Raw genomic sequence first — 12,272 nt, 5'->3', positions numbered from 1 at the left:
TTGCCGGCTGTCCTCCGGAGCGCGGACACCCCGGACCTTTGGAACGCCGCGACGGTGCAGGTGAGGATCTCGCCGTCGTGCGGTGCCTCCGGAAAGGGCCGGGGTTCCGGGCTTTCGGCCTGCCTCTTCCCGCCGGCGGCCCCGGCGCAGGACATGGAGGCGCTCCCCCGCGTTCTGCGTCTGCCGGTGCCCGACGCCCGCGGCCGGGGCGGAGGCGGAGGCGGACCCGCCGGTCACCAGCGATGTGGGCGCCGGGTGGCGACGAGGACTGCGGCGACCGCCGCGACCATGGCCAGGCTGAGCGCGAAGTGGGCCGCCCAGGCGCCTGCTGGAGTGGGGCCACCCCAGGCGTGGGAGACGTCCTCGCCCGCCGTCGCCAGCGGGTACAGAAGGCCGCGGGTGATGAGAAGGGCCACGGAGGCGGCGGCCGGCACGAAGGCGAGGGTGTTCGCCGGGAGGCCGCGGAGGGCCCGGCCGGCGACGGTCCGGAAGCGGTCCGGAGCGGGCGGAGTACCGGTGTCCGCCGGGGAAGCGGCCGGCCCGCCGAGTGCCGCGAGGCGTCGCTGCAGCCGTCCGGCGGCGGAAGCGTTGCCGGTCACGGCCAGCACCAGCGCGACGACGGTGGCGGGCAGGGCCAGCAGAGCGTGGGCCACGAGCAGGGCCGCCCGCCGCGGCAGCGGGCGGCGGCGCGCGGTGAGGGAGTTGGGCGTGGTCGTCATGGGGAGCCCCTTCTCGGCTTCGGTGCGGTGACCGGACAGTAGGGGTACGGCCGCGCCGACCACGTCATACCGGGGAGCCAACCTGGTCGTCAGACCCCAGTAGCAGGCCCCGGGCCGAGCACGCGGGTTGCCCGGTCGGTGTCCGGCGCACCGTCGCAGCCGTCAGGTCGCACCAGGAACCCGCTGCCTCCCGGCGACCGGACCCGGGACCGACGGGGCCGGTCGCGGGACGCACGTCAGGCGGGTTCCTCGACGGGGTGCTCCTCCACGGAGTGGGAGTCGGTGAGGCTCAGCGCGCCGCCGGCCGCGATCAGCCCGACGACGACGGCGAGCAGGGCGTAGGTGATCCGTTCGCCGTGGAAGAAGGACGCGACGAGGCCGCCGCTCCAGACACCGGCGGGGAGCCGGGTGGTGACCAGCGCGGCGATCAGCGTGCCGACCACCGCGGTGCCGACGCTGGAGCCGACCTCCTGGGCGGTGTCGTTCAGAGCCGCGGCGATCGAGGTGCGGTTGCCCGGCATCGCCTCGACGAGGGCGACCGCGCAGATCGTCATCACGGTGCGCAGCCCCACGGTCATGAGCACCATGCACCCCGCGATGACGGCATACCCGTGCCCGACGCCCCAGGAAAGACCGGCCAGCGACCCCGCCAGACAGGCCGCGCCCACCAGGCAGGCGATGCGGTGGCCGAACCGGCGGGCGAGCCACTCGGACAGGGGAGTGGCCATGAGCATCGTCACGATGATCGGCAGGTTGGCCAGACCGGCCCGCACCGGGCTCCACCCGTACGCGTACTGGAAGTGCAGGATCAGGCCGAACATCACGCTGGCCATCGCGATGGAGGTCCCGATCTGCGCGAGGGCGGCGCCGCGGACGGTGCCGTTGGAGAAGAGGCGCAGATCGAGCATGGGCGCCGCGGTGCGGCGCTCGTGCCGGACGAACGCGAGCCCGGCCGTGACGGCGCCCACGATCGTCGCCAGGGTGATCGCGGAGAGCCAGCCGTGCTCGACGCCGCTGGTCAGCGAGTAGCAGGCGAGCCCGATGGCGGTGACGCTCAGGGCGGCGCCCGGCACGTCGAGCGCGTCTTCGGTGAGGTCCTCCGGCCGGTCGGCCGGCACGCCGAGCCGGACGCCGACGCACGCGATCAGTGCGATCGGGGCGTTGACGAGCAGCAGCCACTCCCACCGCACGTGCGCCAGCGCCGTACCGCCCAGCAGCGGGCCGAGGACGAAGCCGGACATGCCGACGACGATCATGACCGTCATCGCGCGCATCCGAAGAGCCTTCTCGTCGAACAGGCGGAAGACCAGCGAGTTCGTGATCGGCGCCATCGCCGCGGCGGCCACGCCGAGTGCGGCCCGCAGGGCGATGAGCTCGCCCGCGGTGGTGACGAGGGCGACGCACAGACTGAGCGCGCCGAACACGGCGAGCCCGATCAGCAGCACCCGTCGGCGGCCGAGCCGGTCCGCCATGGACCCGGCGGTCAGCAGGAGGCCCCCGAACGTGAGCGAGTACGCGCCGGTGACCCACTGCAGCGCGGTCGTCCCGCTGCCGAGGTCGCGGCCGATGGTGGGCAGGGCGATCGACAGCAGCGTGTTGTCGACCATCTCGACGAAGAAGGCCAGGCACAGGGCGGCCAGGGGGATCCATGCCGCGCGCAGGGAGGTGTAGGCGCGAGGCCCGGTTCGGGGCGGGGCGGTGGTCATGGCGCGGTCCTCTCATCGAACATCGTTCGGCTATCGAACGACGTACGATGCGCTACGATAGAACGGCGTTCGATAAGATGCAAAGAGCGAGGGGAAGAGGCCATGGCACAGCAGCGGAGCCGCTCCGAGGGCGGGCGTCGCCGGGCCTCGCACTCGATGGAGTCCGTGCTCACCGAGGCGGTGGCCCTGCTCGACGAGGCCGGAGCGTCCGCGCTGACGTTCCGCGCGCTCGCCAAGCGCCTGGGCGGCGGCGTCGCCAGCATCTACTGGTACGTCGCGAGCAAGGACGAACTGCTCGACCGAGCCACCGACCACGTGATGGGCGCGGTGCTCGCCGAGATCGAGAAGTTCCCGCCCGGCGAGGACCCCGTCGACGACCTTCGCTTGATGGCCATGACACTGTTCGACGCGGTCGTCGAAAGGCCCTGGCTCGGGGCCTACTTCATGCGCAACACCGACGTCCAGAGCAATTCGCTGCGCCTGTACGAGAAGCTCGGCCGGCAGACGCTGCGCCTGAACCTCGACGCGCGCCAGCGGTTCCACGCCGTGTCCGCGATCTTCGGGGTCGTCGTCGGCTCCGCCATCGACCTGGGGCAGGAGCTGCCGCAGGAAGTCCTTGACGGCGTCGTGGGCCGCGAGGATTACCTGAGCCGTTTCGCCCGGAGCTGGCGGGAACTCGATCCGGAGGAGTTCCCGTTCGTGCACGAGATCGCCGACGAGTTCGACGGCCACGACGACCTCGACCAGTTCCGCTCCGCGCTGGAACTGACGTTGGCCGGTCTGCGGCTGCAGGCGGGAGCGTAGGCCGCCCGGCCCCTGCGGTCAGTGGCCCTCACGCCGCCGCGCGTCGAACCGGCGCGGCACCCGCACCACGCGCCACACCCCGGCCGCCGCCGCGAGCACCGCACCGCCGGTCAGCGTGTCGTTCCGTGCCGGGCCGGAGACGCCGAGGGCAAGGACCGGGGCGAAGGTCACGGCGAACACCGTCGCGGCCGGTACGGATGCGGTGACGAGAGCGAAAACGATCTCCACCGTCATCGCGTCCTTCTCCCACCGCGACTCCCGCCCCATGTCCATGCGGCACGTCTCCCACCGAGGACACACCCCGGGGCCCGGCCGGTGCGGGATCGTGACCGATGGCGGGCCGTCTCAGCCCACCGCCTTCCTGATGAGCGCGGTGATGTGCTCCTCGGCGGCCGCGGTCAGGCCGGTCAGGGCGTAGGAGGCCGGCCACATGGCGCCGTCGTCGAGTGCCGCCTGGTCGCTGAAGCCGAGCGTGGCGTACCGCGACTTGAACTTCTCCGCGCTCTGGAAGTGGCAGACGACCTTGCCGTCCCTGGCGTACGCCGGCATGCCGTACCAGAGCTTGGGCGCGAGCTGCGGCGCGGCTTCCTTGATGATCTTGTGTACGCGTTCGGCGAGGGCGCGGTCGTCGTCCTGCATCTCCGCGATCTTCGCGAGGACGTCCTGCTCCGCGGCCGCCTCCTTCTCCGCGCGGGACGAGCCCCGCCGGGAGGCCGCCTTCTTCTCCTCGCTCGCGTGTTCCTTCATCGCGGCCCGCTCCTCGGCGGTGAATCCGCTGTAGTCCTCGGGGGACTTCGTCGACGTCATGACAGGGGTTCCTCTCGTACGGAAAAAGGGCTGAGGCGGGGAGTCGGGGCCGGGGTCAGGACCGGTCGGCGTCGGTGGACGCGGTGGGCTCCCAGGCGAAACCGTCCGGGTCGGTGAAGGCGCCGCCGGTGCTGCCGAGGACGATCCGGTGGGCGCCGGGGCCGTCGTCGGCGACGCCGAGGTCCTTGGCGAGGGCGCGGCGCTTGTACAGGGCGAGCTTGACGGGGTCGGAGCCACCGGGGACGAACTCGGCGTACTTCCCGCCGAAGCTCTTGCCGACGGTCAGGCCCCGGCCGGCGTAGAACTGCTTGGTGGCCTTCACGTCCTGGACGCCGAGCAGCAGGACGACCTCGTCGATCTCGCGGGTGGCGGGACCGGTGTCCTTCTTGGCCGAGGTCGCGATCTTCCAGATCGTCCCGTCCGGGGCCTGCACGACGCCGCCGTACCCCCACAGCGACTTGACGGCCGGCTTCAGGACCGTGGCGCCGGCCTCCACCGCGGCGGCGACGAAGCCGTCGACGGTGGCCGGGCCGGACACGGTCAGCGCCAGCGTGAAGCCGCGGAACCCGGCGCCGTGCGCCTCCTCAAAGGCCCGCAGCCGTACGTACGTGTCCACGCCGAAAGCGCTGTAGAAGTGGCGGGCCGCCTCGACGTCGGCCACCTCAAGGGTGACGGAGGAGAGGGAGGCCGTGGCCTTGGTGGCAGTGGTGGTTTCCATGAACATCACGTTAGAGGCCGCCCCGGTGCCGGGGCTTCTCGATTCCTGACCGCTCTCACCACCTGCTGCGCCACACGCCGGCATCCCCCTGATCGGCACCATCGCGATGGTGGCGCTGCCCGCCCTCACCCCCAGCCTCTGGGCGGCGGCCGCCGGCGCTTTCCCCGGCGGCATGGGCCGCACGCTCTGGTCGGTCAACGCCCGTCCGGACAGGTGCGCTTGCGACGTTCACCGTGGGCGCTGCGGCGTGATCTCCACGGAGAGGTCGTTGTCGAGGGTGTAGTACGGCCGCGCCGACACCTCGCCGAGCGTGGTGGCCGGGTAGACGAAGACCGCCTTGCGGTCCGCGATGTCGTCCAGGAGGCGGGCGACCCGGATCCGCGAGGCACCGGTGGCCGGGCGGACGTACACGTCCCAGACCACCGGCGCCTCCCCGGCCGCGGGCCCCCCGGCTTCCGCCAGGAGCTCCTCGTAGGCGACGGTGAACGAGAAGTCCTGGTCCCCCTCGGCCCGGAGCGCGATCTGCACCGGCGCGGAACCCTGCCCGCGCCGGTGCAGCGACACCACCGCGCCCTCACCCGGGCGGGCGCCGAACAGCCGCGCCGTCACGGTCATCGAGTCACCCCCGAGGACGATCCGCCCGGCCTCCGCGTGCGCGGCACGCCGCCAGGCCCGTACGGCGAGCCGGCCGTCCTTGGTGGCATACGGAATCCGGACCGCCAACGGCATGACTCCCAGCCCGCCCCCGCCGGACACCAGCGTGCGCAGTTCACGCAGACCGGGCAGCAACGGCACGCGATCCCCGCCCGGCGCGCCCACGACGTAGGCATCCCAGCGGCCTTCCTCCAGAGCCGGGGCCGCCTCCAGTACGGCCCGCCACTGGTCCTGCCCCGCGGCCTCCAGATCGAGGCAGCGGCTGGTCTCCTCCGGCTTCCCCTTCTTCGGCCGCAGCTGAAGCAGCAGCCGCGGCCGTGCCGAGGCGGGCAGGGGCAGGCGGACGTGCATGAGCAAAGACCCGTCCTCCTGCACCGTCACCGCTCCCCACGGCTTCTCCGACGACCCGTTCACGTCTTCGCCCTTTACGCCACTCATCGTCGCGCCTTCCGTGCGGCCCTCACGACACTGCTGGCCGCGATGAGCATGGTGTCCCTGGCCGCGTAACCGCTGCTCGCCAGGGTGCGGTCCGTCCCGGCCACCGCTCGGCCGTCCCTCCGGGCCGCCATCAGTTCCTCGAACAGCCGCTCGGCCTGGGCCACGATGGGGGCGGGGCCGTAACGACGGGAGTTCTCCAGCGCGCTGCGTCCCATGCGCCGGCGCAGCTCGTCATCGCCCACGAGGTCCAGCAGGGCGCCGGCCAGCGCGTCCCGGTCCCCGACGGGAACCAGCCGGCCGTCCTCGCCGGGGACGATGATCTCGCCGGGGCCGTACGCGCAGTCGGTGCTCACGACCGGCAGCCCGCAGCGCATCGCCTCGACGATGGTCATGCCGAAGGGCTCGTAATCGGACGTCACCGCCGCGACCGAGCCCTTGACCCACTCGGCTTCCATCGGGGTCACCGCACCCATGAGGAAGACGTTGTTGTACAGCCCGAGCCGGTCGATGAGCGCTCGCAGCCGCTCCTGCTCCTCGCCCCTGCCATAAATGCGCAACGTCCAGTCGGGATGCGCCGCGGCGACCGCGGCAAAGGCCTCGATCAGCAGGTCGAACCGCTTCACCGGCGCCAGCCGGCCGGCGGCGACCACGATGCGCCCGCGGCCGTCCGCCGGCGCGAGCGTGGGGGCAGGCACGCTGTTGGGCAGTGCTTGCAGACGTACGCCCGGCAGCCGCATCTTGCGCCGGTAGACGGCGGCGTCGGCCTCCGTGACGGGGGTGATCGCGTCCAGGCGCGGATAGACCTTGCGCAGCGCGTTGCGCAGCCGCGGCGAGTGGTGGTCGAGCGTGAGGTGTTCCTGGCCGATGCGCACCGCCCGCGCGGGGGCCTGGAGGGCCAGGTGGACATTGAGGCCGGGGCGGGTCCCCACCACGACATCGGTGTCGAGCGACGCCAGCGCCTCGCCGATGCGTTCATCGGTGAGCGCACTGTACTCCCGGTAGCGGTACTCGGACGAAGGGAAGATCTTCGCCGGTGCCAGATGCCGCGGGTCGTTCTTCTCATGCCGCAGATCCACCAAGGGCCGCAGCCGCACGCGCGGATCGAGCGTGAGGCTCGGCCGTTCCCGGTTCCTGAGCGCGGAGATGATCTCCACATCGTGCCGATCGGCCAGTGCGCGGGCCAAGTTGAACGTAGTGGTGATCGTCCCTCCGATCCCGTATGCGTTGTGGATGAGGAATGAGATCTTCATGCAGTACAGGACGGCCGGCACCTACGGGCGGTTGCCTGCCCAGCGCCTCAGTACTCCTCGATGACCGAGGTGTTGCGACGACCCCTTCGGTCCGCCTACGGGTCGTACGCAGAGTTCTCCCCTCCGACCTGCGGATTCCGCCCGGGCGGCTGCAGACGCGGCGGGCCGTGGAGGAGGGGGCGGGGCCGTGGGGACAGCCACCTCGGTCGTGTGACAACGACGACGCAGACAAGGGCAGCGACGAGCGACTGCCGGAGAAGGCGGCGAACACTCCCGCCGCTGCGGCCGGCTCTTCCTGCCCTTGCCCTTGCCATGCGGCCGGTCCCCGCCCGGGATACGTGGAGACGGGTCCCAGCCCTGACCCAGGTCACTGGAAGGGCTCAGCGGCTCGCAGGAGATCCAGCGGCAGATAGGGGGTCTCCACGCGGATGGCCCAGCCACGGCGGCGGGCGTGACAGGCCAGGGCGAGGGCGTCGAGGCTGACGGAAGCATCGGGATCGTCGGCGCGATCGGCGACCTGGTAGTAGGCCCGGTGGGCTTCGAGGGCGTCAGCCAGAGCGAGGTTGAAGCTCTCTTCGTCCCCCTCCACGAGTTGCGACAGCAGCACGGCGGGCGGCATCGCGAAGCCCAGGTTCTCGGCCTTCTCGGCCTCCTGCAGCGCCCGCCGCGCGGCCGCTTCGGCGTCGGCGCCCTTCAGGTAGGAGTGGAGGGCCTCGCGGTACGCGGTGAACGCGGAGCCGTCCGGGCGGGCGAAGCCGGGGCCGGTGAGGACCAGCGGGGCAAGGTCCTCGCGTGCGCCGGTGATCAGGGCGAAGGCGACGGCCCTCTGCCAGTTTCCGGCATCCGCCTCCTCGCCTCGCTCGGCCGGGTAGCGCAGTGTGCGCCCGTCGATGGTCACCTCGGCGTCGGTGCCCGGCTCCGCCAGCGCGATGCGGAACAGCGCCGCCCCCAGCCGGGAGGCCAGACGAAGGGTGGCGAGTTGGGCGCCCGTGTCGGTACCGGGGTTGCCCGCCCGCCACTTGAACAGGCGCTCCTGATCGCCCAGGGCACTGTCGAGACGCCAGACGGCAAGGGGCTTTCCGCCTACGGGGGCGAACGCTTCCCGGAGGTGTTCCTCGTACACGGCCTCGATCCGCTCGATCCCCTCGCGCTCACAGGCGGGCCGCTCCACCACCAGCGGCCCCGCGGCGAGCGCGGCGACCGCGTCCGGCCGCCGGTTGCGGCCGAACCCTCCCACCCTGGGACCCCTGGTCTCGAAGCCGGTGACCAGCGCGTGCGGGAGGTAGTCGGTGCGGACGGCCGGCGCCCAGCCCAGCGTCCGGTACGCGAGCGCGGCGAGAGCGAGGGGGACCAGCGGGAGCAGAGTGCTCGGAGAGACCACGGGGCTCTGCAGGGCGGCGTGCCCGGCCAGAAGACCGGTGAGCGCGGCATCGAAGGCCTTCCGGTCCGCGACGACCAGGGCGCGCAACGCGTGGAGCGCCGCGCTGTCCGGCCGGTCCAGGAGGGGGTGGCCGGTTTCCGAGGCACGGGTGCGGACACGCTCCAGGGCCGCGTCGATGGCGGCGAGCCTGGCCTGCGCGCTCGGCGGGTACTCCTCGTCGTCACCGGTGTCGTCCAGGACCACGGCCGTCAATCCGGTGGCGAGTTCGCCGGCAGGCGTGCCCTGCGCCTGCTCGGCGAACTTCTGCCGGGCGAAGTGGAATGCCTCGCCGTGCCACTCGGCCTTGTCCCCGAGGACGGCCAGGCAGAGCGCGTCGATCCACTCCCCGGTGGTGACGCTCTCCGCGGGGGCCTCCTCACCCGGGTCGTAGCTCATGCCGAAATTCACGTACTCCAGGAACACCTGGAAGCTGCAGTGGGGGTGGTAGGCGGCATAGGCGACGGCGCCTGCCGCGGCCTCCGAGGCGTCCTTGAGGGCCGCCTTGGCCTCCGGGGTGTCGAGACCGGGTGTTTCGACGGAGAGGGCGCCCAGGTAGTCGAGGAACTCGTCGGCGATCGACTGCCATTCGTGGACGGCCATCCGGCCGGCCCTGGACATGGACCGGACCTGGCCCCCGATCCGGTTCGTGAAGTCCTCGCGTGCTGCCGACACGGCTGCCCGGCTCACCTGGTGACGCTCTATGCGCACTGTCCCGCTCCTTGATCGATCTCTGCGACAGCCTAGGCGCGGGGTCTGACAGGCCGACGGCTTCTGTGACCGAGCCCGGGGCCGGGCGCGCTGCACAGTGCGCTGGATCACGGCCCTCCCGGTCCCGGGCGAGCGGCTGTGTTCGACGGCCTGCCCCGTCCGGCGGATAAGGTCGGCGGACCATGGACTACAAGCCGATCGACCGGAGACCCGGAGCATTCCAGCAGCCGCTGACCGCGGCCGAAATCGAGGCCGTGACCCGCGCTGCCTTCGGCGAGGACACGGCTGTGCGTTCGGCGGTTGAACTCGCGGGTGGCTACTACAACAACACCTACAGGATCGACCTGGGGGGCGGCCCTCCGGTGGTGCTGCGCGTCGCGCCGGCGCCGGCCCGACAGGCCAAGGCCGATCCGGAGATGATGCGCAACGAGTACGCCGGCGTCCCGCACCTGGCGCCGGTGGCGGCCCTGCTGCCGCGGACCCTCGCCATCGACTTCACTCACCAGGTGATCGGCCGCGACTACCTGTTCCAGACCTTCCTGGCCGGTGTGCCCGCAGAGAATGTGCTCACGACGTACCCGGAGCCTTTGCGCGGTGCGTTCTTCCGCCAGCTGGGCGACATCACGCGCACCGTGCACAGCGTGCGCGGACCGGGTTTCGGCCGAGTCGCCGGCCCGGTGCACGGCTCGTGGAGCGACGCGTTGTTCACCTGGTTCGCCCGGGCGGCGGCGGACCTCACCGACGCCGGCCTCGATGCGGGTGACGTCACCGGGCTGATCGACGTGGCCGTCCGTGACCGCGCCGTGCTCGACGAGATCACCGAGCCCCGGTTGCTGCACGGCGATCTCTGGGTCGGCAACACGATGCTGGCCGAAGGCACGCCGGAACCATTGATCACGGGCATTTTCGACTGCGACCGGACCTGGTGGGGCGACCCGGAAGCGGACTGGCCGATCTACCTGGCGCTACGCAAGCCGGGCACCGGACGCGATGCCTTCTGGGAAAGTTACGGCCCTGTGGGCCGGACCGAAAGCGCCCGCCGGCGCGCCCTCGTCTATGAGGCGAAGCACGCCACCGCGCTGCTGCTCGAGTTCCACCGCTTCGGCATGGACGACGAGCTGGCCAAGACCTACAGCGAGATCCGCGACCTCACCACCCGACTGGCCGCCGGCTAGTGCCGAGAAGGTCCACCGGGTCTGCCCGGCCGCCAGTTGCCTCCGGCCTGTGGGAGAAGCCGAGGTCCGGGTCGTGGTCCGTAAGTTCGATGGCGTCCTGCACAGGCAGCGCTCGATGGTGTGAGGGGGCGAGGACGAGTTCGGGTGTCGGTCAGGCAGCGGGAGCGAGGGGGCGTCCGCCCCAGCAGATGCCTTTCCCGCAGCGGATACGAGCGTGCTCGCGGCGCTGCTCGACGGCCAGGACCTCCCCGCCGGACCGGCCAACCCCTCAGCGACCGCGGCCGCTCGCTTCTTCCGTTTTCGGAGAGCGTGAAGAGGGCTCTGTCCGCTGTCCGCCGCGTCAACGGTCTCTTCCGGGGTATCTGAGCGGCGATGCGGTCAGATGGAAGCCCTGCTCGGGGCCGAACGGCCCTGCTAGAGTCGATTCATGCATTGTCCGCAGTGTCTGAGCTGGTGGCGCCTCACTTAGAGGCGGCCGTACTCATGCACGCATCGGGCCGTCCTGCGGACGGCCCGTCAGTTCTTCCCACGGAAGGCGCGCCGACCTGAGGGCGGCCGTGACCGACCGGGAGAGAACATGAACACCACTGGTGCCCTCGAAACGTCCGCCGCGCAGTCCCGCAGCGCCGAGTTGGAGAAGCTGATCCTCAAGGAACCCGGACAGTTCCGGGTTCTCACCGGGGACCGCCCCACCGGGCGGCTCCATCTCGGCCACTACTTCGGGACGCTGCACAACCGCGTCAGACTCCAGGACCTCGGCGTCGAGACATTCGTGCTGATCGCCGACTACCAGGTACTCACCGACCGGGACGTGGCCGAGAACCTCACGGAACACGTCGAGGAATTGATCCTGGACTATCTCGCGATCGGCATCGACCCGGAGCGCTCCACGATCTTCGCACACAGTGCGGTGCCGGCGCTCAATCAGCTGCTGCTGCCGTTCATGAGCCTCGTCTCTGTCGCCGAACTCAACCGCAACCCCACCGTCAAGGACGAGATCGCTCACTCCCGGCAGGCCGCCGTCAGCGGTCTGATGTTCACCTACCCGGTCCACCAGGCCGCAGATATCCTCTTCTGCAAGGCTGGCCTGGTTCCCGTCGGGCAGGATCAGCTGCCCCACCTGGAGATCACCCGCACCATTGCCCGTCGCTTCAACGACCGCTACGGCAAACACACTTCAGTCTTCCCGCAGCCCGAGGCGCTGCTCTCCGCGGCACCTCTGCTGCTCGGCACCGATGGCACCAAGATGAGCAAGAGCCGCAACAACGCCATCGCCCTGTCCATCGACGCCGACGAGACCGCCCGCCTCATCCGCGGCGCCAAGACGGATGCCGAACGGCGCATCACCTATGACCCCGCCGCGCGCCCCGAGGTGTCCTCGCTTGTCCTGCTTTCCGCCTTGTGCGAGGACAGCGACCCCCACACGGTGGCGGAGGAGGTCGGCGTCGGGGGCGGCGGCGCCCTCAAGCGCCGTGTCACCGAATCCGTGAACGAGTACCTCGCGCCCATCCGCGCCCGCCGCCAAGCCTACGCGCGGGACCGCCGTCTGATCAGGGAGGTGCTGCGGGCCGGGAACGAGCGGGCCAACGCGATCGCGGACGCAACCCTCAAGGAGGTGCGCGCGGTCATGAACGCCGACTACTGAGCACTCGTTGCACCGCCGCCGTGAACTCCTCGACCGGAGGAGCCGGTTCGTGCCCTGCCAGGCCGGGCAAGGGCTCCGTAGCGGTGTCCACGTCGATCTCGGCGACGATGCCGATCACGACGTGCCCGGACCTGTGCTGCTCGTTGGTGTTCACCGCGTTCCTTCCGGTCGGTGGCGTGGGTGCACGCTGTCGTCGGCCGGACGGACAGGACTGTCACGGGGACGCTT

The 12,272-nt window shown here is 71.3% G+C and carries 12 protein-coding genes; 3 read left to right on the top strand and 9 right to left on the bottom strand.

Annotation, left to right across the window (positions count from 1 at the left end; translation table 11 throughout):
* Positions 1–233 precede the first annotated feature (233 nt).
* Both ABZ564_RS16055 and ABZ564_RS16050 read right to left on the bottom strand, forming a co-directional pair.
* Positions 234–719 carry a hypothetical protein gene (locus ABZ564_RS16055; RefSeq protein ID WP_360855867.1) on the bottom strand — a complete coding sequence of 162 codons (486 nt, stop codon included), beginning with the start codon at positions 717–719 and terminating at the stop codon, positions 234–236.
* A 236-nt stretch (positions 720–955) separates the two neighbouring features.
* On the bottom strand, positions 956–2,425 hold the full coding sequence (locus ABZ564_RS16050; RefSeq protein WP_360855864.1) for an MFS transporter: 1,470 nt from the start codon (positions 2,423–2,425) through the stop codon (positions 956–958).
* A 156-nt stretch (positions 2,426–2,581) separates the two neighbouring features.
* Here ABZ564_RS16050 and ABZ564_RS16045 point away from each other — a divergent pair, with 156 nt between their 5' ends.
* The gene (locus ABZ564_RS16045) at positions 2,582–3,229 is read left to right on the top strand and encodes a TetR/AcrR family transcriptional regulator (protein ID WP_360855972.1); all 648 of its coding nucleotides are present in this window, start codon (positions 2,582–2,584) and stop codon (positions 3,227–3,229) included.
* An 18-nt stretch (positions 3,230–3,247) separates the two neighbouring features.
* Here ABZ564_RS16045 and ABZ564_RS16040 read toward each other — a convergent pair whose 3' ends face one another.
* From ABZ564_RS16040 to ABZ564_RS16015, 6 genes are all read right to left on the bottom strand, one after another.
* Positions 3,248–3,502 carry a DUF6332 family protein gene (locus ABZ564_RS16040; RefSeq protein ID WP_360855861.1) on the bottom strand — a complete coding sequence of 85 codons (255 nt, stop codon included), beginning with the start codon at positions 3,500–3,502 and terminating at the stop codon, positions 3,248–3,250.
* A gap of 72 nt (positions 3,503–3,574) precedes the next feature.
* Complete coding sequence (locus tag ABZ564_RS16035; RefSeq protein WP_360855858.1) at positions 3,575–4,036, bottom strand: DUF1801 domain-containing protein; 462 nt, start codon at positions 4,034–4,036, stop codon at positions 3,575–3,577.
* Between the two features lie 55 nt (positions 4,037–4,091).
* Positions 4,092–4,754 carry a glyoxalase gene (locus ABZ564_RS16030; RefSeq protein WP_360855855.1) on the bottom strand — a complete coding sequence of 221 codons (663 nt, stop codon included), beginning with the start codon at positions 4,752–4,754 and terminating at the stop codon, positions 4,092–4,094.
* 228 nt (positions 4,755–4,982) lie between these two features.
* Positions 4,983–5,846, bottom strand: a complete 864-nt coding sequence (locus ABZ564_RS16025; protein ID WP_360855853.1) for a hypothetical protein — start codon at positions 5,844–5,846, stop codon at positions 4,983–4,985.
* Positions 5,843–7,096, bottom strand: a complete 1,254-nt coding sequence (locus ABZ564_RS16020) for a glycosyltransferase family 4 protein (protein WP_360855850.1) — start codon at positions 7,094–7,096, stop codon at positions 5,843–5,845. Before ABZ564_RS16020 ends, ABZ564_RS16025 begins: the two co-directional genes overlap by 4 nt.
* 367 nt (positions 7,097–7,463) lie before the next feature.
* The gene (locus ABZ564_RS16015; protein WP_360855969.1) at positions 7,464–9,203 is read right to left on the bottom strand and encodes an Imm49 family immunity protein; all 1,740 of its coding nucleotides are present in this window, start codon (positions 9,201–9,203) and stop codon (positions 7,464–7,466) included.
* A 203-nt stretch (positions 9,204–9,406) separates the two neighbouring features.
* Between ABZ564_RS16015 and ABZ564_RS16010 the strand changes: the two genes are divergently transcribed.
* On the top strand, positions 9,407–10,399 hold the full coding sequence (locus ABZ564_RS16010) for an aminoglycoside phosphotransferase family protein (protein WP_360855847.1): 993 nt from the start codon (positions 9,407–9,409) through the stop codon (positions 10,397–10,399).
* Between the two features lie 577 nt (positions 10,400–10,976).
* Positions 10,977–12,044: a tryptophan--tRNA ligase gene (gene trpS, locus ABZ564_RS16005; protein WP_360855844.1), complete on the top strand. Its 1,068-nt coding sequence runs from the start codon at positions 10,977–10,979 to the stop codon at positions 12,042–12,044.
* Here the strand turns inward: trpS and ABZ564_RS16000 are convergent.
* Positions 12,025–12,198: a hypothetical protein gene (locus ABZ564_RS16000; RefSeq protein WP_360855841.1), complete on the bottom strand. Its 174-nt coding sequence runs from the start codon at positions 12,196–12,198 to the stop codon at positions 12,025–12,027. The genes trpS and ABZ564_RS16000 overlap by 20 nt on opposite strands.
* Positions 12,199–12,272: the final 74 nt, after the last annotated feature.

It is taken from the genome of Streptomyces sp. NPDC019224 (assembly GCF_040632605.1).
GTDB lineage: Bacteria > Actinomycetota > Actinomycetes > Streptomycetales > Streptomycetaceae > Streptomyces.
This window is presented reverse-complemented; position numbering and strand designations above follow the sequence as displayed.

Excerpts from the sequence above, each read along its gene's own strand:
- ABZ564_RS16055 (WP_360855867.1), bottom strand. The coding sequence starts at position 719 with ATGACGACCACGCCCAACTCCCTCACCGCGCGCCGCCGCCCGCTGCCG.
- ABZ564_RS16050 (WP_360855864.1), bottom strand. The coding sequence starts at position 2,425 with ATGACCACCGCCCCGCCCCGAACCGGGCCTCGCGCCTACACCTCCCTG.
- ABZ564_RS16045 (WP_360855972.1), top strand. The coding sequence starts at position 2,582 with ATGGAGTCCGTGCTCACCGAGGCGGTGGCCCTGCTCGACGAGGCCGGA.
- ABZ564_RS16040 (WP_360855861.1), bottom strand. The coding sequence starts at position 3,502 with ATGGACATGGGGCGGGAGTCGCGGTGGGAGAAGGACGCGATGACGGTG.
- ABZ564_RS16035 (WP_360855858.1), bottom strand. The coding sequence starts at position 4,036 with ATGACGTCGACGAAGTCCCCCGAGGACTACAGCGGATTCACCGCCGAG.
- ABZ564_RS16030 (WP_360855855.1), bottom strand. The coding sequence starts at position 4,754 with ATGGAAACCACCACTGCCACCAAGGCCACGGCCTCCCTCTCCTCCGTC.
- ABZ564_RS16025 (WP_360855853.1), bottom strand. The coding sequence starts at position 5,846 with ATGAGTGGCGTAAAGGGCGAAGACGTGAACGGGTCGTCGGAGAAGCCG.
- ABZ564_RS16020 (WP_360855850.1), bottom strand. The coding sequence starts at position 7,096 with ATGAAGATCTCATTCCTCATCCACAACGCATACGGGATCGGAGGGACG.
- ABZ564_RS16010 (WP_360855847.1), top strand. The coding sequence starts at position 9,407 with ATGGACTACAAGCCGATCGACCGGAGACCCGGAGCATTCCAGCAGCCG.
- trpS (WP_360855844.1), top strand. The coding sequence starts at position 10,977 with ATGAACACCACTGGTGCCCTCGAAACGTCCGCCGCGCAGTCCCGCAGC.